Annotated in this window: 16 protein-coding genes and 1 pseudogene; 10 read left to right on the top strand and 7 right to left on the bottom strand. The window is 61.3% G+C overall.

The window, feature by feature from the left end:
• The first annotated feature begins 158 nt into the window (after positions 1 to 158).
• A complete protein-coding gene (locus tag G3T16_RS17515) occupies positions 159 to 1,400 on the top strand; it encodes a hypothetical protein (protein WP_163496351.1) in 1,242 nt (413 codons plus the stop codon).
• A 180-nt stretch (positions 1,401 to 1,580) separates the two neighbouring features.
• Here G3T16_RS17515 and G3T16_RS17520 read toward each other — a convergent pair whose 3' ends face one another.
• Complete coding sequence (locus G3T16_RS17520; protein ID WP_163496352.1) at positions 1,581 to 2,468, bottom strand: LysR family transcriptional regulator; 888 nt, start codon at positions 2,466 to 2,468, stop codon at positions 1,581 to 1,583.
• A gap of 98 nt (positions 2,469 to 2,566) precedes the next feature.
• Here G3T16_RS17520 and G3T16_RS17525 point away from each other — a divergent pair, with 98 nt between their 5' ends.
• Complete coding sequence (locus tag G3T16_RS17525; protein ID WP_163496353.1) at positions 2,567 to 3,289, top strand: SDR family oxidoreductase; 723 nt, start codon at positions 2,567 to 2,569, stop codon at positions 3,287 to 3,289.
• Positions 3,290 to 3,370: 81 nt separating this feature from the next.
• A complete protein-coding gene (locus G3T16_RS17530; RefSeq protein WP_163496354.1) occupies positions 3,371 to 3,931 on the top strand; it encodes a nuclear transport factor 2 family protein in 561 nt (186 codons plus the stop codon).
• A gap of 40 nt (positions 3,932 to 3,971) precedes the next feature.
• Here G3T16_RS17530 and G3T16_RS17535 read toward each other — a convergent pair whose 3' ends face one another.
• On the bottom strand, positions 3,972 to 5,675 hold the full coding sequence (locus G3T16_RS17535) for a BCCT family transporter (RefSeq protein WP_163496355.1): 1,704 nt from the start codon (positions 5,673 to 5,675) through the stop codon (positions 3,972 to 3,974).
• A gap of 602 nt (positions 5,676 to 6,277) precedes the next feature.
• On the opposite strand from G3T16_RS17535, the gene G3T16_RS21280 reads away from it, so the two are divergent.
• From G3T16_RS21280 to G3T16_RS21290, 3 genes and pseudogenes are all read left to right on the top strand, one after another.
• Complete coding sequence (locus G3T16_RS21280; protein WP_197911729.1) at positions 6,278 to 7,741, top strand: protein kinase family protein; 1,464 nt, start codon at positions 6,278 to 6,280, stop codon at positions 7,739 to 7,741.
• Positions 7,742 to 10,158: 2,417 nt separating this feature from the next.
• A pseudogene (locus G3T16_RS22135) lies at positions 10,159 to 11,735 on the top strand (glucoamylase family protein); the annotation flags it as partial.
• The gene (locus tag G3T16_RS21290) at positions 11,715 to 14,876 is read left to right on the top strand and encodes a GH36-type glycosyl hydrolase domain-containing protein (RefSeq protein WP_408610754.1); all 3,162 of its coding nucleotides are present in this window, start codon (positions 11,715 to 11,717) and stop codon (positions 14,874 to 14,876) included. The pseudogene G3T16_RS22135 and the gene G3T16_RS21290, both read left to right, overlap by 21 nt.
• 99 nt (positions 14,877 to 14,975) lie before the next feature.
• Here G3T16_RS21290 and G3T16_RS17545 read toward each other — a convergent pair whose 3' ends face one another.
• From G3T16_RS17545 to G3T16_RS17560, 4 genes are read right to left on the bottom strand one after another with little or no spacing between them, the layout of a single operon-like run.
• The gene (locus G3T16_RS17545; protein WP_232059147.1) at positions 14,976 to 15,434 is read right to left on the bottom strand and encodes a SirB2 family protein; all 459 of its coding nucleotides are present in this window, start codon (positions 15,432 to 15,434) and stop codon (positions 14,976 to 14,978) included.
• Complete coding sequence (locus G3T16_RS17550) at positions 15,403 to 15,879, bottom strand: Rrf2 family transcriptional regulator (RefSeq protein WP_163496356.1); 477 nt, start codon at positions 15,877 to 15,879, stop codon at positions 15,403 to 15,405. The genes G3T16_RS17545 and G3T16_RS17550 overlap by 32 nt, the downstream gene beginning before the upstream one ends.
• Before the next feature lie 33 nt (positions 15,880 to 15,912).
• Positions 15,913 to 17,106: an NnrS family protein gene (locus G3T16_RS17555; RefSeq protein ID WP_232059148.1), complete on the bottom strand. Its 1,194-nt coding sequence runs from the start codon at positions 17,104 to 17,106 to the stop codon at positions 15,913 to 15,915.
• Positions 17,099 to 17,500 (bottom strand): YbaN family protein, encoded by a 402-nt coding sequence (locus G3T16_RS17560; RefSeq protein WP_163496357.1) that lies wholly within the window; start codon positions 17,498 to 17,500, stop codon positions 17,099 to 17,101. The genes G3T16_RS17555 and G3T16_RS17560 overlap by 8 nt, the downstream gene beginning before the upstream one ends.
• Positions 17,501 to 17,784: 284 nt before the next feature.
• On the opposite strand from G3T16_RS17560, the gene G3T16_RS17565 reads away from it, so the two are divergent.
• From G3T16_RS17565 to tadA, 4 genes are all read left to right on the top strand, one after another.
• Complete coding sequence (locus G3T16_RS17565; RefSeq protein WP_163496358.1) at positions 17,785 to 18,435, top strand: MBL fold metallo-hydrolase; 651 nt, start codon at positions 17,785 to 17,787, stop codon at positions 18,433 to 18,435.
• Between the two features lie 363 nt (positions 18,436 to 18,798).
• On the top strand, positions 18,799 to 20,892 hold the full coding sequence (locus tag G3T16_RS17570) for a dipeptidyl-peptidase 3 family protein (RefSeq protein WP_163496359.1): 2,094 nt from the start codon (positions 18,799 to 18,801) through the stop codon (positions 20,890 to 20,892).
• A gap of 79 nt (positions 20,893 to 20,971) precedes the next feature.
• Positions 20,972 to 23,152, top strand: coding sequence for a tetratricopeptide repeat protein (locus G3T16_RS17575; protein ID WP_163496360.1), 2,181 nt, complete (start codon positions 20,972 to 20,974; stop codon positions 23,150 to 23,152).
• 33 nt (positions 23,153 to 23,185) lie between these two features.
• Positions 23,186 to 23,641, top strand: coding sequence for a tRNA adenosine(34) deaminase TadA (tadA, locus tag G3T16_RS17580; RefSeq protein ID WP_269473242.1), 456 nt, complete (start codon positions 23,186 to 23,188; stop codon positions 23,639 to 23,641).
• Between the two features lie 10 nt (positions 23,642 to 23,651).
• On the opposite strand, the gene mltF is transcribed toward tadA, so the two are convergent.
• The gene (gene mltF, locus G3T16_RS17585) at positions 23,652 to 25,079 is read right to left on the bottom strand and encodes a membrane-bound lytic murein transglycosylase MltF (RefSeq protein WP_163496361.1); all 1,428 of its coding nucleotides are present in this window, start codon (positions 25,077 to 25,079) and stop codon (positions 23,652 to 23,654) included.
• Between the last annotated feature and the right edge of the window lie 8 nt (positions 25,080 to 25,087).

The following is a 25,087-nucleotide window of genomic DNA, read 5'->3' on the forward strand; positions in this document are numbered from 1 at the left end:
TGGTGTTCGCGCCCTGTCAAACAGGTGTGCTTGGAGATTGCTGCCGCGCGGTGGACTTTGGCAACGGGGGTATTTATGGTGGCTGGACTTGTACCGGTGGCGCCGTCATGCCACGGCAATACCTCCGGCCCGACCTCTGGACAGGAGAGACCGATATTATGTACCGTCATCTATTTGCCGTCATCTGTATTGCGCTGGGGACTTTGATTGCAGTGCCGGTCGTTGCTGCAGACCTCACAGATCTGCTGCCCGAGACCTTGAACGGCCTGGAGGCCAAGCGCGAACCCCGCCTGCGCAGCATGACCAGTGGAGCAGAAAGAGTCACCATCACCTACGGTGGATTCCCGCGCAGTTTACGTGTCTGGATCACGGATACGGGCGCCCTGGCACCGGAGGTCCTCGCGGACTTCGAGGCCCGGGTTCAGGCCGGTGAGCTGTCGCGGGAGGAATGGCAGGGGACGCCACTTTTCTACAGGCACGTCGAAATGAAACGCGATCGCTTCATCGATGCATACCTGCCTGTCGGGCGTTTGGTCGCATGGCTCCGGCTCAAGGACAGCGATGGAAGCGAGGTGGCGATAGCCGATCTGGAGCCGGCACTGACTGCGCTTAGCCTGGAGGAAGCGCTTCGCTCTCATGCCCGGCAGAGCAGCGCGCCGCGCGTACTCTACAATCCTTTTGCGGAGCGCGAGCCGCAGCCACCCATCGACGCTGATAGCCTGGCATCTTTCCTGCCGCAGAAGGCCGGCGGACATGCGCGCGGCGAAGTGCAACGGCAGGTTTCAGGCTACGGCAAAAAAGCGAATGTCGCCGTATTTGCCCGCTACGGCGAGCAGGGCGCCATCGCAATTATCGACCAGGGCGGACTGCCGCCCGGTTATTTTCCGCTACTTCGCGAAGGTGTTCGCACCGGCCTGTTCGAGGAAGACAGGCTTGCAGGGCAGCCGCTATTTACACGGGTTGGTCCCGGTGAGTTGCCGGTGGATATCGAGGTTCCCGGTGCACTGGCCGTTGCGGGCGAGCGTTTTCAGGTCCAGGTGGATCTCGGCACGAAATTGCAGCCGGCACTGGCGCGTGAAATGGCGGGTTCCGTGGACCTGCAGGGGCTCGCGGAACTCAGCCAGAGCCTGGTCGATCGCGAGACTTTCCGGGAGCGATTCCGGGCCTGTGAGCCTGCGAATTTCGTCGCTGCACCGGCTTATAACGCCGGCTATCGCTACGAGATTCTCGGACCAGCTGACGATGGTTGCCGGGTGCGGGGACGCTACACCCGGAGCCCCAACAATGCGTTGGTCGGCCCTACCATGATTTGTATCTGGGACAATGGGCAGTCCTTTGATGCAGTGGTGGAGAATACCGAGACCTGTGAGGGGCCTCTAAAGCAGCAATTGGAGATCTGACCCTTGCGGTCGATACTTCGCGCCTGATCCTGAGGCATGGACGCCCTGGCACAGGTTTCAAATCCCGGGGGTTGGCTCCGGCAACAGTGGCGGCCAGTTTGATCTGCTGGGAATGATCTCCACCCAGGTAGCCGTACGCTTCGAACCAGGCCATCGGCAATGCGACACCCGACCCCGGCACTACCGCCACTGCCTTACATGCTCAATCAGGGCACGGAGTTTCGGAGCCATGTTGTGGCGTTGCGGAAAGTAGAGGAAGAAACCCGGAAACGGCGGCAGGAAGTCCTGCAGCAACGGAACAAGCTGATTCGCTTCCACGTAGGGCCGGAAGGTTTCTTCGGTGGCGAAGGTGACCCCGGCCCCGCTGAGCGCGGAACGAAGCATGAAACGCAGGTCGTTGGTGGTGATCTGTGGATCGACCGCCACATCGAAGGGAATGCCGTTCTCTTCGAACTCCCAGCGGTAAGGCGCGACGTTTGGGGCCGGGCGCCAGCCGATGCAGCGATGATGGACCAGTTCGCGCGGATGCATCGGGGTTCCATGAACCGCAAGATAGGCGGGTGTTGCCACCGCCATTTCGCGCTGATCGCCTGTCAGCGGCACCGCGATCATGTCCTGTTCGATCACCTCGCCCAGTCTGACGCCTGCATCGAAACCGGCGGCCACGATGTCGAACTCCTCGTCTGTGACCGTGATGTCTATCGTCACACCCGGATGCGCCTGGGCGAAGGACGCGATGAGCGGGCCCGACAGGAACTCTTCCGCGATTGAGGTAACGGCGATCCGCAACAGGCCCCGCGGCTCATCCTCTGCCGCCACGTGGTCGAGTGCCGTTGCGATGTCGGAGATGGGCTGTGACAGGGCTTCGCGCAGACGCTCCCCGGTTTCTGTCAGGCGTACCGACCGCGTGGTGCGGGTGACCAGCGTTGTGCCAAAAGCATCCTCGAGCCGCCGCATTCCCTGGCTGACAGCCGATCGGGTCACGCCGAGCCGGTCGGCCGCAGCACGGAAGTTGTCCTCTTCCGCTACAGCCAGGAAGAGCGGCAGAAGGTTCATGTCGATTTTCATTGTACAGCAATGTTAACCGCTAGGTTCAGCAACTGCCAGCTACCGGCTACAGCTACAGAAGACTATCTTGTCCATGAATTCAAGCAACGGAGTACAGCATGAACAAGGTCATTTTAATCACTGGTGCATCCAGCGGTATCGGCGCGGGGATAGCGCGCGAACTGGGCAGGGCTGGAGCAAAGCTCATGTTGGGCGCCAGGCGCATGGACCGGCTCGAGCAGGTCGCCGCGGAGGTTGTGGCAAGCGGCGGCACCGCCCTCACGCATCCGCTGGACGTGACCGATCACGACAGCGTCCACGCCTTTGCCGAGGCCGCCCGAAACGCCTGGGGGCAAGTCGATGTCCTTGTCAACAATGCAGGCATTATGCCCCTCTCTCCCATGAGTTCAATGAAAGTCGAGGAATGGGACCGGACGGTCGATGTCAATATCAAGGGCGTGTTGAACGGCATCGCTGCGGTTCTGCCTGAAATGACGGCGCGGGGCACAGGACACATCATCAACATTGCCTCTATCGGCGCTTTGAGCGTCGTACCCACAGCCGCTGTCTACTGTGCGACGAAATTCGCAGTGCGGGCGATTTCGGACGGGCTGAGGCAGGAAAACGACAAGTTGCGCGTGACCTGCATCCACCCTGGAGTGGTGGAGAGTGAGCTGGCGTCCACGATTACCGATCCGGTAGCGGCCGAGGCGATGAAAACATTCCGGGCCATCGCCCTGCAGCCGGATGCGATCGCGCGCGCGGTCCGCTATGCGATTGAGCAGCCGGATGATGTTGACGTGAACGAGATCGTTGTCCGTCCTACCGCGTCCTCCAGGTGAGGTTATTCCATGGACTTTCACTGCCGGTGGCGGTGCGCCGCACCATGAGGGAATGATCATGTACCACAAGGAGACGAAACAATGAACAGCGCAACGATTTCGGACTTGCGCAAGACCGGTTGGCTGCACCGGTTCGCCTGTCCAGTTGTCCTGCTTCTCCCGCTTCTGGCAACGACACCGGTGCTGTCTGAGGCACCCGGTTGGGAGGACGCGCGCATGGAAGCAACCGACCGAACCGAAACAGAACGCAATCGTGAAACTGTCCGTCGCGCATTTGAGGCCTGGGCCAACGGGGAAAGTGTCTTCAACGACCTTCTCGCGGACGACGTTGTCTGGACCATTCACGGGTCGGATCCAGTCGCGGGTACCTACCAGGGCAGAGACGATTTCGTGGAACGCGCAGCGGCGCCGCTGGCAAGCCGGCTCCAGACCCCGATCACTCCCCTGGTACACGCGATCTGGGCGGAGGGAGATGCTGTCATCGTGCGTTTCGACGGCAGTGCAACGACAAGCTCCGGGACGCCCTACCGCAATCAGTTTGTCTGGATTTTCCGGATGGAAGGGGAGGTGGTCGTCCGCGCCGAGGCTTTCCTCGACCTCGCCGCGTACCGGGAAGTCATCGACAATAACGAGCCTGGCTAAAGAGTGTCAGGCTATGGTTCAGCCGTTCCGGCACATGTTGTCACCCGGTTTTTTCCGCTGCGTCCCCCGGCTCGCCCTGGTCTGAAGAGGTGGATTCCTGCACCGGCTGAGGCGATTCCGGAGCACTTGGGTGAATCTCCTCTTCCATCTGGCGTTCGGCCTCCCGCTCGGACTCCCGCATCAGCCATTGCTCCATGCGTGTGTGCAGGAGTTGCTCTTTCTCCTGTCGGCGCCGCATCTCTATTGCCAGATCCTTGTGCAGGGAAAACGCCATCAACACCATTAGCAGCATGAAGGGAAAGGCTGCGATAATGGAAACGGTACGAAGACCGTAAAGCCCGCCACTGAGCAACAGCACGGACGCCATCAGAAGCTGCAGGCTGCCCCACAGTATTCGGACAAAGCGGGTGGGGTTGAGGACCCCCTTGGAGCTAAACATGCCCAGCACGAATGTGGCGGAATCCGCTGAGGTGACCACGAACATGGAAACAAGGGCCACTGCCAGCATCGTCGCAATTTCTCCGCGGGGCAACTGTTCAAGTAGCACATAGAGTCCGGCGGGAGCCTCCCTGGCCACCGCGTCGGCGACACTCACCCCCTGGAATAGCTCGAAATGTATGGCAGAGCCACCAAAGGTTGAGAACCACAGCATACTCAGGGCGACGGGGACGACCATCACGCCAGTGATAAACTCCCGGATCGTCCGCCCCCGTGAAATCCTGGCAATAAAGCTGCCGACAAAGGGCGCCCAGCTCAACCCCCAGGCCCAGTAGAACATGGTCCATTGTTCCACCCAGTGCTCGCTGGAATAGGGCGTTGTCACCAGGCTCATTTCGATGATATTGCCCAGGTATTCCCCGGCTGTCTGAGTCAGTTCGCCGAAAATGAATGCAGTGGGTCCGAAGGAAAGAACATACAACAGCAGCGCCGCCGCCAGTATCATGTTGGCGTTGCTGAGATAGCGGATCCCCTTGTCGAGGGGGGTCATGGCCGAGATAATAAAAAGCGCTGCCAGTGCGCCGAGAATAATAAACTGGGAATTCACGGAATAATCCAGCGTCCCCATGCGGGCGAGGCCACTGTTCACCTGCAAGGCGCCAAGCCCCAGGGTTGTGGCGACACCAAATATGGTGGATACCACAGCCAGAATGTCAATGACATTGCCCCATCCCCGATCCACCCTGTCCCCCAACAAAGGCCGGAAGGTTTCGCTGATCAGCCCGCGGCTGTTGTGACGGAAGCGTACATAGGCGATGGCGAGTCCGACCAGGGTGAAATTGGCCCACTGGTGAAATCCCCAGTGAAAGAAGGCGTAGCGCATACCCATTTGTGCCGCTTCGGCACTGCGGGGCTGCCCCAGGCCCAGCGGTGGCTCGTTGAAGTGCATCATCGGCTCGGCAACTCCCCAGAACACCAGGCCCACGCCCATGCCGCCGGAGAAAATCATCGCCAACCAGCTGTTGTACGAGAAATCCGGCTGCTCATTATCCGGTCCCAGGCGAATGCCACCGAACTTCGAGAGCGCGAGGAAAACAATGAATAGGACGAAACCGCTGGTGGCCAGCAAATACATCCAGCCGACATTGCGTGCCGTGAGCTCGAGAACCTGCTGCGCAATGGCCTCGACCGAGTCAGGGTCGAGTGCTGCAGCGGAAACAAAGGCAGTGATAATGACAACTGATATGTAGAATACCCATCCCACATCACCCAATGTATTGCTTACAGCTGTAGTAATTTTGTTCATGCGCGAGAGAGGTCCGAGCTGTTTGGTCCCGAGTGTGTCCAGGATTTGCCAACTTATCACAGATGGCAGGTCGGTGTTGGCGCTTTACTTGTGGCGGATCAAACAACCAGTGGTTTGTACCGGTTGTAAGGATTCGACTATCTTAATGTACAGGTAAGGACTATGCTGAGATTGAGGAGCAGCAGTGCTTCCCGAAACACAATGATGCGCTTGGGATAAATCTCTCGTCCTGCTCGCTGGCAGGAGGCTGCTCGCCCTGCTTCGGCAATCCGGCTGGTCGAGGATCCAGGTCGTGGACCACTTTCCCGGAATTGCAGGACACGGCTAGAAACTGTCGGCTATACCACAAGATTCAACTTCAGCACAGTGAGCATGCCGCCAGGTATGGAGTCAGCGATACGATGGGTGAGCTTGGCCCCGGCGGCGCTGGTCGGCACTGTATCGCTGCATGCCACATTGGACGTACCTGATGGCGACAGAAGGGACCGATCGAGACCGGGTCCGCAGGCATGCGAGGCGCCTGGTCCGAAGGTTCCAGGCTTGGCGCCAGTGCGCCGCTGACCATCCAAGGCTCCAGCAGGGAGAATGAAATAGTCAATAAAATGTTCAGATTTTCAGTGCCGACAGGCAATGCGCTGCGTCACGACCCGAATACCGAACTGCTGCGCGCGGAGTTGTTCAGTATCGAGCAACTGAAGCGCCACGCGGTGAGCTTGGCGGGCCAGTACAGGATCGATCCGTACCAGGGGCCGGACCGCTTGCTGCCACGGCTGACGGACAATGCGCGCGTTCTGTTGAAGGCTTATGATGTCGTCACCGCCGGCGTTACCGAGGGTCCGCGGATCGTGCCGGCAGAGGCCTGGTTGCTCGACAATTTCTATCTGATCGAACAGCAGATTATCCTGGCACGCCGGCACTTGCCACGCGGTTACAGTCGGCAGCTACCGCGACTGGCGAATGGCCCGTCCGCCGGCTTTCCCCGCATCTACGATTTGGCGCTTGAGCTGATTTCACACATGGATGGCCGTGTGGACAGCGATAACGCCACCCGGTTCATCACCGCCTACCAGACCGCTGAGCCGCTACTTCTTGGTGAGCTGTGGGCCTTCCCGATCATGCTGCAGCTGGCGTCGCTGGAAAATCTGCGCCGTGTCGGTGTGCGCATTGCCCGTCGGCGCGAGGAGCGCGATGCCGCCATCACCTGGGCCGACCGCATGCTCGCGACCGCCGAGACCGAGCCAAAAAAACTCATCCAGTTGCTGGCCCAGTTTGCCGATGCTGATGTGCCGCTGACCGCGCCGTTTGTGGAGGAGTTTTACGCCAGACTTCAGTCCCAGGGCTCGGTGATGGCCTTCGTGCAGAGCTGGGTTGAACATAAACTGCTGGAGCAGGGAGTGACCGCCTCCCAGTTGTCGGAAGCGGACAGCCGAACAGCTGCGACCAATCAGATCTCGATAGCCAACAGCATCGGCAGTCTGCGTTTTATCGCCGCGATGAACTGGAAGGATTTCGTGGAGTCGCTCAGTGTCGTCGAACAGACGTTGCGGGCAGACCCGATGGCGATGCATGCCGTTTCCGATTTCGCTACCCGCGACCGCTACCGGCATGTTGTCGAAGACGTGGCCAGAAGCAGCCCGTGCACTGAGGCAACGGTGGCATGTAAGGCGGTTGCGCTTGCGCAGGCGGCTGCCGGGCGACTGGGAATCGACGACCGCAGCGCGCATGTCGGCTATTACCTGGTGGATCGCGGACGGCAAAGCCTGGAGCGCGCGGTCGGGTGTCGCCTGTCGTGGAAACTGCGCGCTGGCCGGAGGCTGCAGCACTGCCGCCTGGCCCTTTACCTCGGCCCCATTGTCCTGCTCACGATGTTGTCGACAGCAGGCATGCTTGCACTGTTCGATGTGCACGACTGGCGCTACGCACTGTTTGCTCTCACCGGCATGATTGGCTTCTCCTCGCTGGCGGTCTCCCTGGTGAACCTGGTGGTCACCTTGCTGGTGCCGCCCGGGTATTGCCTCGCCTGGATTTCTCCCGTGGCATTCCCGCTGTGCACCGAAGCATGGTGATCGTGCCCACCTTGCTGAGTAGTCACCAGGAGATCGATGACCTGGTTGAGGCTCTGGAGAGACGTTATCTAGGCAATCGCGATGCCAATCTGTTTTTTGCCCTGCTGACGGATTTTCGTGATGCATCCGAGGCGACCCTGCCCGATGACGATGCATTGCTCAGTCATGCCCGTGCCGCGGTGCAGGCGCTCAATGAAACATACCGCGAGGATCGTGCGTGTATCTTCTATCTGTTTCACCGGCCGCGGATCTGGAATCCGGTAGAACGGGTGTGGATGGGTTATGAGCGCAAGCGCGGTAAACTCGAGCAGTTCAATGCCCGGCTCAGGGGCGAGGCAGGATCCGCCTTTTCAGACATCGTCGGCGATCCATCCGTTTTTGCGTCGATCCGCTATGCCATTACCCTGGATACCGATACCCAATTGCCCCGCGACGCGGCACACGCTTTGATCGGCAACCTTGCGCACCCGCTTAACCGGCCCGTCTTCGATGCCGGCAAGGGCCGTATTGTGGAAGGTTACGCCATCCTGCAACCGCGTGCCTCGATCAGCCTGACCAGTGCTGGCCGATCCCGCTTCGCGAAGCTGTTTGCGGGCGAGGCCGGCATCGATCCCTACACCCGCGAGGTGTCGGATGTCTACCAGGACATGTTCGGAGAAGGCTCCTTCATTGGCAAGGGCATTTACGATGTGGATGCGTTTCGTCAGGCTGTCGACGGACGTTTTCCGGAAAACCTGATCCTCAGCCATGACTTGCTGGAAAGCGGGTATGCGCGTTCCGCCCTGGTGAGTGATGTCGACCTGATCGAAGAGCTTCCTGCCAGTTATGCCAACGAGGCCAGCCGGCGCCACCGCTGGATACGTGGTGACTGGCAGCTGGCTGGCTGGTTGCTGCCGCGGGTGCCAGCTCCCTCCACTGACGCCGGGGCAGCGCGGCGACCCAATCCGTTGTCCGGGCTCACCCGCTGGAAGTTGTTTGACAACATGAGGCGCAGCCTGGTGGCACCGGCACTGCTTGTGTTGTTGGTAGGCGGCTGGATGGTTGGCCCGGAGCCTGTGTGGCTGTGGTCCCTGCTGATAGTAATGGTCTTGCTGTTGCCATCGCTGTTGTCCGCCCTGATTGACCTGCTGCGCAGGCCGGAAGATCGCAACTGGCTGCTGCACCTGGACCTCACCGCGAGATCCATGGGTCGCCCGGCGGCGCTGGCTCTGCTGGCGCTGACGTTTCTGCCCTATGACGCGCGCATCTGTGTCGATGCGATCGTGCGTTCGGGGCTGCGCATGCTGTTTACGCGGCGCGGCCTGCTGCTGTGGCAATTGCCTGGCTACGCACGCCGCAACGCCCGGCAATCGATGGCCGGATTTTTCCGCGAGATGTGGATAGGGCCGGTTCTGGCTCTGGCGCTGGCAATGGTGCTGATTTGGGCACTGGGGGAGGGCGAGTGGTGGACGTGGCTGTCCATCGGGCCGGTCCTGTTGCTGTGGCTGGTATCACCGGTCGCTGGCTGGTGGATCAGCCGGCCCCTGGTGACACTGGCCCCGGATCTGAGCGTTGATCAGCGGCTTTTCCTGCGGGTATCGGCGCGGCGAACGTGGCGCTATTTCGCTGATTTCGTCGGTCAGCAGGACAACTGGCTGCCGCCCGACAACTTCCAGGAATACCCGGCGCCAGCCATCGCCTCACGCACCTCGCCTACCAATATGGGCATGGCGCTGCTGGCAGATCTGGCTGCTACTGATTTCGGTTATCTCACCATAGCGGAATGTCTGCAACGCCTCAGCAAAACCCTGGCCTCAATGGAAAAATTGGAACGCTACCGGGGCCATTTTTACAACTGGTACGACACCCGCACGCTGCAACCGCTGCACCCGCAATATGTTTCATCAGTGGACAGTGGCAACCTGGCCGGCAGCCTCCTTACCCTGCAAGCGGGATTGAGTGAGATGAAAGACCAGCCGGTGCTTTCAGTGAACGCTCTGGCGGGCCTGCAGGACAGCTTGCAGGTACTGGCTGAACAGCTGCCGGTGTCGTCCGCTCCGGATCTGATGAAGCAGATCAATTCGCTTAAGAATACCCTTGATGTCTGCATGCTGAACGGGCCGCCGCAGACCCTGACCGCCCTTGAGCGCACGCTGGATGAGATTCAACACAGTGGCGGAAGGTTGACGGCCAGGCTGAGCGCAGATACGGACATCGAGGGCGAACTGCAGTACTGGGCGCAGGCTTTCGACCGTCAATGCCAGGCTCTTCGGGATGAGCTTCGATTGTGGGCGCCTGAGCTGCAGCACCTGAGCGCAATCCCCACCCTGGCGGAGTTGGTTGCCGCTCACAAAAGCGATGCGGAGGCGGGCTCAATAGCCACAGAACGGATTGGGATGATCGACGACCTGGTGTTTCGTTGCCGCGACCTGGCGGCGATGGACTTCGGCTTTCTTTACGAGACGGCGTCCGGTTTGCTGGCCATTGGCTATGATGTCGGCGAACGGCGTCGCGATCCATCCTGTTACGATCTACTCGCCTCGGAAGCGCGCCTGGCCAGTTTCCTGCTGATTGCCCAGGGGCAGCTACCGCAGAAGCACTGGTTCTCGCTCGGCCGCTTGCTGACCAGCCACGGGGGTGATGTTAGCCTGATATCCTGGAGCGGTTCGATGTTCGAATACCTGATGCCGCAGCTGATCATGCCGAGCTATCCGAACACGCTGCTGGAGCAGACCTGCAAGGCTGCGGTGTCGCGTCAGATCGAATATGGACGCCAACGCGGCGTGCCCTGGGGCATTTCCGAGTCCTGCTACAACGCTACCGATCTGCACCAGGTCTATCAATACCGCGCGTTTGGCGTGCCCGGGCTCGGTTTCAAGCGCGGGCTGGGCGATGACCTGGTCATCGCACCCTACGCCAGCGCCCTGGCACTGACGGTAATGCCGCGGGAGGCCTGCCGCAACCTGCAGACCCTGGCGCAGGAGGGTTTTCTGGGCGCCTACGGTTTCTATGAAGCGGTAGACTACACACCTTCGCGGGTACCGCGAGGCAAGAGTCATGCAGTCGTGCGCAGCTTCATGGCGCATCATCAGGGCATGAGCCTGTTGGCGCTGGAGCATGTGTTGCTCAATCAGCCCATGCAGCGCCGGTTCATGTCAGATCCCCTGACCCGGGCGACAGAGCTGTTACTGCAGGAGCGCGTACCCAGGAAAGGTGGAACGTTGCACCCGCACACGGCGGAAGTGAGCTCTGCTGCGCGCCCCCTCAGCGCGGAAACCGGGGGGATAATGCGCGCTTTTACCGACCCGGACACAACCACCCCCGAAGTTCACCTGTTGTCGAACGGCCGCTACCACGTAGTGACGACTCAGGCCGGTAGCGGTTACAGCCACTGGCAGGGCCTGGCAGTCACCCGCTGGCGGGAGGATGTCACGGCCGATAGCTGGGGCACTTTTATATACCTGCGCGACCGCGACACGGGACGGTACTGGTCGACGACCCATCAACCGACCCTGCGCTGCGCCGATCACTACGAGGCGATTTTCGTGCAGGGGCGGGCGGAGTACCGACGGCGCGACCAAACCATCGACGCGCACACCGAGATCACTGTGTCTCCGGAAGACGACGTCGAAATCCGGCGCGTCACCCTCACCAACCAATCGTCGCGACCCCGCCATATCGAGGTTACGAGCTATGCAGAAGTGGTGTTGGCGCCGTTGAATGCGGATCTGGCGCATCGTTCGTTCAGCAATCTGTTCGTACAGACCGAAATTCTGCCCGAACTCCAGGCAATTCTCTGCACCCGGCGCCCCCGTACCCGGGCGAACAGGTGCCGTGGATGTTCCATCTGCTGGCCGCTCCGGGCGCGGTGGCCGGCGAGCCATCCTATGAGACCGACCGTGCCCGCTTCATCGGCCGCGGTCGCACAACGGCCAATCCGCTGGTGCTGGAGCATGGCGATAGCCCATCGACCCTGTCAAATACCCAGGGACCGGTGCTGGATCCCATCGTGGCGATACGCCGCACACTGAACCTGTCACCTGACGAGTCGGTCAGTGTGCAGATCATCTCCGGTGTCGCTGATACACGCGCGGGTGCACTGGCCTTGCTTGAGAAATATTGCGACCGGCATTTTGTCGAGCGCGCCTTTGAAATGGCCTGGTTTCAGAGCCAGGAGGTACTGCGTCACCTCGACGCTGCCGAAGCCGATGCGCAGGTCTTTGGGCGCCTGGCCAGCTCCGTGATCTACGGCAATGCCCTGCGCCGTGCACCTGCGGCGATTATCGCGCGCAACCAGCTGGGTCAGTCCAGCCTGTGGCGCTTCGCTATCTCCGGGGACCTGCCCATCGTGCTGCTGCACATCGGCGATTCCAGACACATCGACCTGGTCAGGCAGGTGCTGCAAGCACACGCCTATTGGCGCATAAAGGGACTCGCCACCGACCTGGTGATCGTGAATGAGGATTTCTCGGGTTACCGGGCGGTGCTGCAGGACCAGATCATGGGACTGATCAATGCGGGGCCCGAAGCGCAAGTGATCGACAGGCCGGGCGGGGTTTTTGTGCGTCGTGCCGAGGAGCTGTCCGAGGATGAGCGGGTACTGTTGCAGACGGTGGCCCGTATCGTGTTCAAGGATACTGTGGAAACCCTGATAGAACAGGTGGAACGGCCCCCGCAGCCAGAGCGTCGACAGGATGGTTTCGAGGCTTCACGGCAGGCGAGCGCTGATCCGGTCGCTCCGCTGGCGGCGCGCGAGCGTATTTTCAACAACGGCCTCGGCGGCTTCACGCCCGACGGGCAGGAGTATGTCATCACCCTGGAGCCGGGGCAGCACACCCCGGCGCCGTGGGCCAACGTGATTGCCAGCCCGCATATCGGCACCGTCGTGAGTGAAAGCGGCAGCGCCTACACCTGGGCGGAAAATGCGCATGAGTTCCGCTTGAGCCCCTGGCACAACGACCCGCTGTCCGACAGCAGCGGCGAAGCGCTGTATATCCGCGACGAGGAAACAGGGGCGTTTTGGTCTCCGACGCCACTGCCTGCCCGGGGCCGTTCCGGCTATGTGTGCCGGCACGGCTTCGGCTACAGTGTGTTCGAGCACCTGGAGGACGGCATAGCCTCCGAACTGTCTACCTATGTCGCCATGGATGCAGCGGTCAAGTTCGTGGTGGTCAAGCTGCACAACCAGTCGCAGCGCGTGCGCAGCCTGTCGCTGACCGGCTACTGGGAATTGGTTCTGGGCGAGTGGCGGCATGCCAATTTGATGCATATCGTCACCGAATCGGATCCGCAGACAGGCGCAGTGTTTGCCCGCAATACCTACGGCCGCGAATGCGCCAATCGGGTCGTGTTCGCGCAGGTCAGCGAGCGGGCGCGCACTCTGACCGGAAACCGCACCGAGTTCATCGGTCGCAACGGCACGCTGAGCAGTCCGGCGGCGATGCACAACAGGCAGTTGTCAGGCAAAACAGGTGCGGGCCTTGATCCCTGCGCTGCGCTTCAGGCCCGGATTAGCCTGGCCGCGGGGGAGGAGCGTGAGATCGTGTTTGTATTCGGCGTGGCCCGCGACACCGACCAGGCGCGGCACTTTATCCAGCAGTACGGCGAATCAGGGGGTGCGCGCCAGGCATTGGAGACTGTCTGGGAATACTGGAGTCACACTCTGGGTGCGGTGAATGTGGAAACACCCGACGCCGCCTTGAATGTGCTGGCCAATGGCTGGCTGGTCTACCAGACCCTGTCGTGCAGACTGTGGGGACGCAGTGGCTATTACCAGTCCGGTGGCGCTTACGGCTTTCGCGATCAACTGCAGGACACCATGGCGCTGATCCATGCGACTCCGTGGCTCGCCCGCGACCAGTTGATCCTGCACGCCGGGCGCCAGTTTCTCAGGGGCGACGTGCAGCACTGGTGGCATCCGCCCAACGGCCAGGGCGTGCGCACCCATTTTTCTGACGATTACCTGTGGCTACCGTATGCAACCTGCCGCTATGTGCTGGCCACAGGTGATACCGGGGTACTGGACGAGTCCATCCACTTCCTTGAGGGACGCGAACTGTATCCCGAAGAGGAGGCCTATTACGACCAGCCGCAATGCTCGTCCAGGGCGGCCAGCCTGTATGAACACTGCGCCCGTGCCCTCAGGCACGGTCTGCGCTTCGGTGCCCATCAATTGCCGCTGATGGGCTGCGGCGACTGGAACGACGGCATGAACCTGGTCGGCAAGGACGGCAAGGGCGAAAGCGTGTGGCTGGCCTGGTTCCTGGTCGACAATCTCGAGCAGTTCGCGGGCCTGGCCAGGGACCGGGGCGACGAGGACTTCGCCGGGGAATGCCGTGACCAGGCGGCGCAGTTGCGCCGCCACATCGAGGAGCAGGCCTGGGACGGAGCCTGGTACCGGCGCGCTTATTTCGACGATGGCCGACCGCTCGGCTCCTCCGACAATGACGAATGCCAGATCGATTCAATCAGCCAGAGCTGGGCAGTTATCTCGAATGGCGGCGATCCACTGCGGGCGCGCCAGGCAATGACGGCGGTGGACCAGCGTCTGGTGCGGCGGGACAAGCAAATCATTCAGTTGCTGGATCCCCCTTTCGATACATCGGATCTGGAGCCCGGATACATCAAGGGTTACATACCCGGTGTACGCGAAAACGGAGGCCAGTACACCCACGCCGCGATCTGGGCGACCATGGCATTTGCCAGGATGGGCGACGGGGAGCGCGCCTGGGAGCTCTATGCCATGCTCAATCCCGTCCATCACGGCAGTACACCCGAGGCGATAGCACGGTACAAGGTCGAGCCCTATGTGATGTGCGCGGATATCTATGGCGTGGCACCACACACCGGACGCGGAGGCTGGACCTGGTACACCGGGGCAGCGGGCTGGATGTACCGGTTGACCGTGGAAACGCTGCTGGGCCTGCAGCTGGAAGTGGACCACCTGCGTATCGCACCCTGCATTCCGTCCGACTGGGACTCCTACAGGATCCACTACCGCTATCGTGAGACCGTTTACCACATTACCGTCAGGCGCGTCGGCGCGGCTTCGGCACAGCTCATTGGCGTGAGGCTGGATGGCACGGAATGTGCCGACCGGCGCATTCCCCTGGTCGATGACCGCCAGGAGCATTTCGCCGAGGTGGACCTTGCCTGATCGTGTATGCTCATCAATGGGGACGATGAAACAGCTGTTGCTGGACGCTGAGGTCGACGCAATGCGGCGCATGTCGGGCGGGGGAAATCGGGACAGTAGTTACCCGAAGTTGGCAAACACGCCCAGAGGATGACGGGCCCGGGCCACGGAAACAATAAACCCATATACCAGCAGGGCCGACAACCAGTATCCGCAGCGGACGGCCGGGCTCCACCCCGGCCGGAATGCGATTATTCCAAGGGCAATATAGACCACCAGCAGGACCACCTTGGTGGTCAGCCAGCCGTGAACAAAGGGGTACTGATGCACGAGCGTGGTCAGTATCAATGCGGCGATCAATAATATGGTGTCGACCACCTGGCTGAAGCGGCGCATGGGGGCAGAAAGCGGCCAATTTCCGCCAAGTATCAAACCCATGCCCCGCGCCGCGAACAATCCGCCGCTGATAAACACAGCGGTGATATGAACCGCCCGGACTTCGGAGTATAAGTCGAGCATATCAGATGATCCGTATCTCACAAGTGTCTCAGCGGCCGGCCTCGTCAGCGGAAGCTGCATTGGTGAGTTCTGTCAGCCCCAGCAATTGATATATTTCCGGTTCATTTGCTCCGGGTAGCAGATCCGCCAGGGTGTAGCGGTCCAGCGTCGAAAAAAAGGCGTTGAGTGCTTCTCCCAGAATCCGCTTGAGTTTGCAGCTCGGTGTGATAACACAGTTGGAGCTGTTGCCAAAACACTCCACCAGTTCAAGATCCTGCTCAAGTTCCCGCACCAGCGTTCCTACATTGATGTCTTTCGGCGTACGACCCAATCGCATTCCGCCGTTTTTGCCGCGGATCGCCTGCAGATAACCCTTGGCGGACAATTCCTGCACCACCTTCATCAGGTGGTTTTTGGAAATGTTGTAGGCGCCTGCGACTTCCCCGATGGTGGAGAGCGCGTCACCCTTTAGCGCCGCGTAGAGCAGCACACGAAGAGAGTAATCCGTATATCGGGTAATACGCATTGATCCATGTCCTGAAAAGTGTGTTACTGCGGCTTATCCCGGTCGCCCGTCGGGGCGGGGGGCCGCCAGCACAGGCGCGTACAGCAGCACGAACAGGCTGAAAGCCACCACCCAGGACAGGGCGGAAAGGCTGACTCCCAGCCGGTAATCCAGCAGACCCGCGGCAGCCAGGAGACGCAAAACCGCCGCGCCTGTAATGGCGATATAAGCGAACACGGCAAAACGCTGCAATTGCAATGGCCGACCGGTGTGACCGACTGCCACCCGGGTCATCACACCCAGAATGAGCGTGCCGATACCGCCCACGCCGAGGGCGTGCTGCCATACAGTGGGGGCTATTGTATCTGTAAAAGCACTCGCGCCGCGCAGCAACAGCGCAACAACAACCCAAAGATAAGCCAGGTGCAATATCCACAGCAGCGGTTCGCGTGCAGTTTTCCAGCCGGCCCAGCCCGCCAATCGTACACCGTTGGCCGCGCCAGCCAGCAGAGCTGCGGCCGAGGCAGCCTGGATGGGGAGGGGGAGCCAGTCTACCAGCAGCAGGAGCACCACGCTGCCCAGAGAAGCGAACTCGAGCCAGCGGAACGTTTTGACCGCCTCGGGATTGTGACCGTTCGAGCGCAGCCAGTTGGAGGAAAACGCCGGGATAATACGGCCTGCGATGACCACGATCAGCACAGTGACAAGGTCGAGGCCCAGCAGTTGACCTGTTTGCAACAGGCCGGTCTTCCCGGTCGCAAAGCCAATCTGCATATACAGGTTGCCGATGAACAGCAGTGTGAGCACCGCCACCAGGACCAGATTGCGGCGGTTTTGGTGGCTGATCAGCACATGCGCCATATATATTGCCAGTACCGGCAGGAAAGCCAGATCCACCACCGCCACCAGCCATCCAGGCAACCAGCCGGCAAACCACATGGCCAGCCTCCCTGCCAGCCAAAGCAGCAGCAGAGACAGTAGACCCAGGCCCTGCAGGGGATGGGCGCCGGTCCAGTTGGTCATGGCGGTCAACACAAAGCCGGCAATGGCGGCTGCTACGAAGCCGTAGAGCATTTCATGGCTATGCCACTGCAATGGCGACCAGCCGAGCGGTATTGGCCAGCCGCCGAACAAAAAGGCAATCCAGCCCAATACCACTACTATGGCGTAAATTCCCGCAAGCAGGAAGAACGGCCGGAAAGGGTGTGCCAGCAGGACGGGGACGCCCATGGTATTGGCATTATTCATCGACAACTTCTCCGCCGTTGGGACGTGTAAGCAAGAATACCGCGACACAGATAAACAGGATGGCGGTAAGCCATAACACCGCCGCGCTCGATTCGACCAGCCACAGTCCAGCCCAACTCGCTATCAATAGCCCTGTGGCGGTACATTTGGCCCGCAATGGTACCGCGCGCTGTTCGCGCCAGGCCTTCAGTACCGGACCAAACGTCGGGTGAGTGTGCAGCCATGTGTTCAGGCGGGGAGAGCCCTTGGGCGCCGCCCATGCGGCAAGCAAAAGAAAAGGCGTCGTAGGTACCAGCGGCAGCACGGTTCCCGCTGCGCCGAGGCCGATACTGCACCAGGCGAGCGCCCGCCAGAACAGGCCGGAAGCGGATGTTTGGCCGTTGAGGTTTGGCATCTCTCACGATCCTCGTTACGCAACCTGTTTCACTATTCCCCGATCGGGGTGATAGCCCAGGCTGTTCTGCAAGAACCTGTCGAGGTAGATAGTCTACCCCTCTTGAAGATGTATTTACAATACATGTTAATGATGTATTTTCCCGGGTTCCTGGATTCGCTGGAGCCGGGAATGACGGAAGTTCGTCACCCGACATGTAGCTCACTTTCATCGTTTCACCTGCTGACCTAAACTTGGTATGAGGTGTTCGACTGCACGCATTGTGGCAAGTCCAGGAGTCGACGATGAAGAGAATCCAGCCCGATTTGTGGGAAACCGAGGTGGAAAGCCCCTTTCCCGGCCTGACCACCCACGCCTACCTGCTGCTGCGAGAGGGCGGCAACATGCTTTTCTACAACACCAGTCTGCGACAGGAAATAGAGTCACTGGGACCGCTGGGCGGGGTTGCCTTCCATTACCTCAGCCACCGCGACGAAATGGGCGACAGCCTGCGCGCCATCCGCGAACGTTACGGGGCCAGGCTGGGCTGCCACCGGCGTGAGCAGGAGGACTGCGCCAAATATTGCGCGCCCGACATCCTGTTCGATCAGCGGGAGATCTATCCCGAGGGTATAGAGGTGATTCCCACCCCCGGGCATTCCCCGGGCAGCACCTGTTTCCTGGCATCCGCCGCGGGTGGCAAGCGTTATCTGTTTACCGGCGATACGATCTATTTTGCCGACGATGAGCAGTGGCGCGCGGGATTCATTCCCGGGGTGACCGATCCGGGAGAGGTTGAGACCCTGGCAGCCAGTCTCCGTATCCTGCAGCAGCTGGAACCGGACGTGGCCATCTCCAGTGCCTTTGGCGGCGACGCCGGCTACCAGCAAATGTCGCCGCGGGACTGGCCGGCTCATGTGGACCGGGCCCTGGAGCGGCTCCGGCACGTGAACTGAGGGGGTGATCAGCAGCTTTGGTCTGAATGGCGCTTACTTAACGATTGGGTGCCAATAATCCGGTCACTACTTCCGGAGAGTGCTTTCGAGACACGCCGTGAACCCATCCATGGGGGCTCGGATGCCTGGGCGGCCCCGCGCAGAGCCTGCCCCATGAGCGCAGCGAGTGCTTTGGGCATCCATGTCGCATACGGTCTCGAAAGCACTCTCCGGAAGTAGCGCCCTCACTCCGCACCAGCCCCTGGCCAAGCGCCCTAAAAACGGCACTCGTGCCCATACCCATGAAATTTGCTATCCTGCGCCCGCTGCAAGGGCTCGATTCTTTCCGCCCTCACCCCTATTGGCCTGACACAACAGGATCCCATGAAAAAATTCATTCTCGCCCCGATAGTCGTCGCCCTGCTGGCGGCCTGCAATGACGAACCCGCGCCCGAGCAGAGCGCTACTCCGACGCCCGCCGCCGAGGTGGCGACTCAGGAAACCGTCGAACAACAGGACTTCCAGTACATCGTGGACCGCTTTGCGGACATCCAGGTGCTGGCCTACCAGGTCCCGGGTTTCGATGAGCTGAGTCTGCAGCAGAAGGAGCTGTTGTACTACCTGTACCAGGCCGCTTACTCCGGCCGCGACATCATGTGGGACCAGAACTACAAGCACAACCTGCGCATTCGCCGCACCCTGGAGGCTGTCGTCAGGCATTATGAGGGTGATCGCGACAGCGAGGCCTTTGAGCAGTTCATGGTCTATGCCCGCCGGGTGTGGTTTGCCAATGGCATCCACCATCACTATTCAACACTGAAGTTCCAGCCCGGCTTTTCCGAGCAGGATTTCGCCGGTTTCGTCAACGCGGTGGCGGAGGTGGCGGAGCTGCCGCTGCGCGAGGGGCAGGATGCGGCCGGGCTGATCGCCGAGCTGACCCCGATCCTGTTTGACCCGGAAGTGGCGCCGAAGAAGGTCAATACTGCGGCCGATGTGGACAAGGTGGCCGCCTCCGCGGTGAACTTCTACGAGGGGGTGACAGAGCAGGAGGTGCGGGATTTCTATGCTGCCCGCAAAGACGCCGATGACGCTACCCCAATATCCCACGGCCTCAACTCCAAGCTGGTGAAGAACGCCGATGGCGAGCTTGAGGAGCGGGTATGGAAGGTTGGCGGTATGTATGGCCAGGCCCTGGAGCAGGTGGTGTACTGGCTGGAGAAGGCCATCTCCGTGGCCGAGAACGATGCCCAGCGCAAGGCGCTGGAACTGCTGGTCAAGTACTATCGCAGCGGTGATCTGAAGGACTTCGACGACTACAGCATCGCCTGGGTGGAGGATACGCAATCCCGCATCGACGTGATCAACGGCTTTATCGAGGTCTACAACGACCCGATCGCCTACCGCGGCTCCTGGGAGTCCGTGGTGTCGTTTCGCGACGAGGAAGTCACCAGGCGTATTGCCGCCATCGGTGCCGAGGCCCAGTGGTTCGAAGACAACTCGCCGATCATGGACGCGCACAAGCGCGAGAGCGTGAAGGGCATTCTTGGCAAGGCCATTACTGTGGTGGCGGAGTCCGGCGACGCCTCGCCCTCGACCCCGATCGGCATCAACCTGCCCAACGCCAACTGGATTCGCGCCAATCACGGTTCCAAGTCGGTCAGCCTGACCAACATCGTGGGTGCCTACAATGCGGTACCTGGCAAGGCCCTGCGTGAATTCGCCTGGGATCAGGAGGAGATCGAGCGGGGAGAGAAATACAAGGAAGTCGCCGCTGCTCTGCACACGGACATGCATGAGGTCATTGGCCACGCTTCCGGCCGGATCAATCCGGGCGTGGGAACACCCAACGAGACCCTGAAACAGTATGCGTCGACCTCGGAAGAGGGCCGGGCGGATCTGGTTGCGCTGTATTTTGTGATGGACCCGAAGCTGGTGGAACTGGGCGTGATGCCCAACCTGGAGGTGGCAAAGGCCGAGTATGACGGCTATATCCGCAACGGCATCATGACCCAGTTGCATCGTATCCAGCCGGGCGAACTGATCGAGGAAGCGCATATGCGCAACCGCGCGCTGGTGGCGCGCTGGGCCTACGACCAGGGACGCGCCGACCAGGTCATTGAGCGCAAGGTTCGGGACGGCAAGACCTACTTCGTGATCAACGACTACCAGGCCCTGCGCGAGCTGTTTGGTCAGCAGTTGCGCGAACTGCAGCGGATCAAGTCCGAGGGCGATTTCGACGCCATCCAGCAATTGGTGGAAAACTACGGTACCCGGGTGGATCCGGAACTGCACCGGGAAGTGCTGGAACGCTTCGCCAAGCTGGACGTCGCGCCCTACAAGGGCTTCGTCAACCCCTACCTGGTACCGGTCACTGAAGAGGGTGAGATCGTGGAGATCAAGGTCGAATATCCCCAGAGTTTTGTCGAGCAGATGCTGTACTACGGCGAGCATTACTCGTTCCTGCCTGACGAAAATTGATTTCCGCTCAGCTTGATCTACATCTGCGTGCCGATCCCGGCGGGTCGGCTGCACCGTTTGCCAACTGAAGGAGTCCGGGGTGGGAGTGATTGAGGCCAGTTTCAACAGGGCGCTGAGCTTGCATCAGCAAGGACAGCTGGCGCAGGCGGAGGCGATCTACCGTGAAATCCTCAAGTTGCAGCCGCGGCATTCCCACGCGCTGCACCTGCTGGGTGTGGTCGCGTTCCAGGCGGGCAATTACAAGGCGGCCATCGGGCTGATCGCGCGCGCCATTGCCGTCAATCCCGGCAACCCTGCGTTTTTTTCCAACCACGGCAACGCATTGCAAAAGCTCGGCGAACTGGAAGCGGCGGTGACCAACTACGACAAGGCCATCGCACTGAAGCCGGATTACGCCGAGGCCCACTACAACCGCGGCAATGCGCTGCACGGGCTGGGGCGCCATGAGGCGGCGCTGGCCAGTTATGATCGCGCTGTCGCTCTGGATTCACGGGATGCGGAAAGCTATCGAAGTCGCGGTGTGACTCTGCAGGCGCTGAAGCGCCGGGACGCAGCGGCGGAGGACTTCAACAAGGCCATTGCGCTCGATCCCGGCAATGCCGAGGCCCACTGCAACCTGGCCAACCTGCTGCAGGAAACCGGCCAGCTCGACGCAGCACTGACTCATTACGGCCAGGCGCTGAGTTGCAAACCGGAATTTGTCGCCGCCTGGTCCAATCGCGGCAATGTGCTGCAGGAATTGGCGCAGCTGGATGCCGCCATCGCCAGTTATGATCGGGCCATCGAGCTTGCGCCCGGCCATGCCGAAGCGCACGCGGGCCGCGGCGAAACCCTCCAACGGCAGGGTAGGCTGGAGGCTGCGGCCGCCAGTTACCAGCAGGCCTGTGCACTGAAGCCGGAATACCCGTTCCTGCCGGGAATTCTGCTCCACACGAAGATGCGGTTGTGTGACTGGAGCAGCCTGGAGCAGGACCTGGCCGGGCTGCGGCGGCGGCTTGCACTGGGTGAGCCGGTGACGCCGAGCTTTCCGCTGCTCGCGCTGGACACAACCGCCGTCGAGCACCGCCTTGCGGCAGAGTTGTGGGCGCAGGCCAAATATTCGCCGGATAACGCCCTGGGACCCCTGCCGGCGCATCAGCCGGGAGAACGGATTCGGCTGGGCTATTTCTCCGCGGATTTTCACGATCACGCTACGGCCTTCCTGATCGCAGGTCTGTTCGAATGTCACGATCGGGGCCGGTTCGAGGTGATCGCCTTTTCCTTCGGACCGGAACGCGACGATGCAATGCGGCGCCGGCTGACCAGCGCCTTTGATCAGTTCATTGATGTGCGCGCGCAGACCGATGCAGAGATCGCCCAGTTGGCTCGTTCCATGGGCATCGACATCGCCATCGACCTGAAGGGCTTCACCCAGGACCAGAGAAGCGGTATTTTCGCGCGGCGGGCAGCACCGGTGCAGGTGAGCTACCTGGGCTACCCGGGCACGATGGGCTGCGACTTCATCGACTATCTGATCGCTGACAGCACTGTGCTGCCCGAGCAGGATCAGCAGTATTATGCTGAGCAGATCGCCTACCTGCCCGGCAGCTACCAGGTAAATGACGCCAGCCGCGCCGTCCCCGGGGAGCCCGGGTCCCGCTCCGGGCTGGGACTGCCGGAATCGGGTTTTGTGTTTTGCTGCTTCAACAACAATTACAAGATCACGCCGCAGCAGCTCGATAGCTGGGCGCGTATTCTCGATCAGGTTCCCGGCAGCGTGTTGTGGCTGCTGGAGGACAACCCGGTGGCGTCACGGAATCTGCGCCGGGAGGCCCAAAGCCGGGGGCTGGCCCCGGAGCGGTTGGTTTTTGCCCCCCGGGCCGAGTTGCCGGAGCACCTGGCCCGGCAGCGGGCAGCCGACCTGTTCCTGGATACACTGCCCTACAATGCCCACACCACGGCCAGTGATGCGCTATGGACGGGCCTGCCGGTGTTGACCTGTAGCGGCGCGAGTTTTGCGGGCCGGGTCGCAGCCAGTTTGCTGGGAGCCGTTGGGATGCCCGAGCTGATCGCGGACAGTCCGGCACACTATGAGCAGCTGGCTGTCGAACTGGCGACGGACAATGCCCGCCTGCGGACACTGCAGGCCCGCCTGGTCGCGAACCGTGCTACCGCGCCCCTGTTTGACACCCGGCTGTTCGCCCACAATATCGAGGCGGCCTATGCGCACATGCTCGAACGCCAGCAAAGTGGCCTGCAGCCTGCGACATTCCATGTGTGATCCGGCGCATTGCCGCGTGAGCATGAGCTTGCCGTGACTGAAGCCGACCACGAGCACTGGATGCGGCGGGCCCTGGAACTGGCTGACTGCGCGGCGGCGGCGGACGAGGTCCCGGTCGGCGCTGTGGTGGTGCGCGACAATCAGTTGCTCGGAGAGGGCTGGAATCGAGTCATCGGTGCCCGTGATCCCAGCGCCCACGCGGAGATCGTGGCACTGCGCGCCGCGGCGGTCCGGGCGGACAACTACCGGCTGCCGGGCGCCATCCTCTATGTGACCCTGGAACCCTGTACCATGTGTGCAGGCGCACTGGTACACGCGCGCATTGCGCAGCTGGTGTTCGCGGCCCGGGAGCCGCGTGCCGGTGTGGTATGCAGTACCGATGCACTGCTGGACAGGCCCGGCTACAACCACCGCGTGGCGTGGCACGAAGGGGTGCTGGCGGCGGAGTCCAGTGCCCGTCTGCAGGCCTTCTTCCGGGCCCGGCGGTAAAATAGCCGGACTACAGTGCCATCAACTCGGTATTGTGCAGTGATTGCGGCAGATATTGCCGGGTATCCAGTGGCCGCTGTGGTTGTGTGGCAGGAATATCCTGCCACTGCAGGATGCTGTAGTAGTGACGGATATTCTGGACATAGCTCACCGCCTCCTGGCCTCTGGCGTAACCGTAGCGGAGGGTGCGGTAGTGTTCGCGCTTCTGCAAAAGGGGCAGGTACTGCATGACATCTTTCCACAGATGCGGGTCGCCACCGTGGCGCTCGGTCAACACCCGCGCATCCTCCAGATGGGCGCGGCCGATATTGTAGGCGGCCAGTGCCATCCAGGTCCGATCCGGTTCGTAGATGTCGGCCGGCAGGCGGCGGCGGATATTTTTCAGGTAGCGGGCGCCGCCGCGCAGGCTTTGCAAGGGATCCAGCCGGTCGGTGACACCCATCTCCTCGGCGGTGGGTGTGGTCAGCATCATCAGGCCGCGCACTCCGGTGGGTGAAGTGGCCCGTGGATCCCAGTGGGACTCCTGGTAGGCGGTGGCGGCCAACAGATGCCAGTCCAGCTGGTACTCGTCGGCCACCTGGCGGATCAGGTCGCGGTAGGCGGGCAGGGTGCTGCGGATATTGCGCGCGAAAGTGTGCGAACCGATACGCGACAGCACCGAAGTGTGGCCGAAGTGCTGTTCCCGCAGTAGCCTCAGGCGGCCATCGGCCTGCAGGGCTGCCAGAAAAGTATCGGCTCGTGCCCGCAGCGCTTCGTGTTCCGGTCCCGGCGGCAGATACCAGACCATTTGTTCTTCTTCGCCCAGGTCAAAAGCCACATCCAGCCTTGGATACAGGCTCTGTTGCATCCGGAATTCGTTGGAGTCGATGATGGCGAGGTCCGCCGCTCCACTGTCCACCATTTCCAGCAACTCCATTGAATCGGCTTCCGCCACCACCTGCCAGCGCAGCTCTGGCCGGCCTGTCTCGCGCAAGCGCAACAGTGCCTGTTCATGACTGCTGTCGGCCAGCACTACCAGCTGCAGGTCACCGGCGTCGTCCAGGCTGTCGGGACGACGGTGGCCGGTCTTGTAGATCACCCTGGGCGTCATGCTGGCGTAGGGCTGGGAATGAGCGAAATAGGCGCTGCGCTCTGGAGTCAGGCTCAGGCCAGCCGCAGCAATATGGGCCTCACCGCGTTGCAGTCGCCTGAAGATGCCCTTCAGGCTGAAGGCGGGTTCCACCTTCAGTTCGACCCCCAGTTCCTCGGCGAACAGCTGGACCAGGTCATACTCGAAGCCGGCGGCGCCGTTCTTGTCCAGATAATAGGTTGTGGGACTGCTGCGACTGACCACCACCAGCTCCCGTTGGTCGAGAATGTGCTGCAGGCTGTCCGGTTGCGCACAGGCGCACAGCAGACAGGCGATCACCGGCGCCGGAATGATGCTGAGGATTCTCATGGCGCCAT

This window comes from Kineobactrum salinum, assembly GCF_010669285.1.
In the GTDB taxonomy this organism is placed as follows: Bacteria; Pseudomonadota; Gammaproteobacteria; order Pseudomonadales; family Halieaceae; genus Kineobactrum; species Kineobactrum salinum.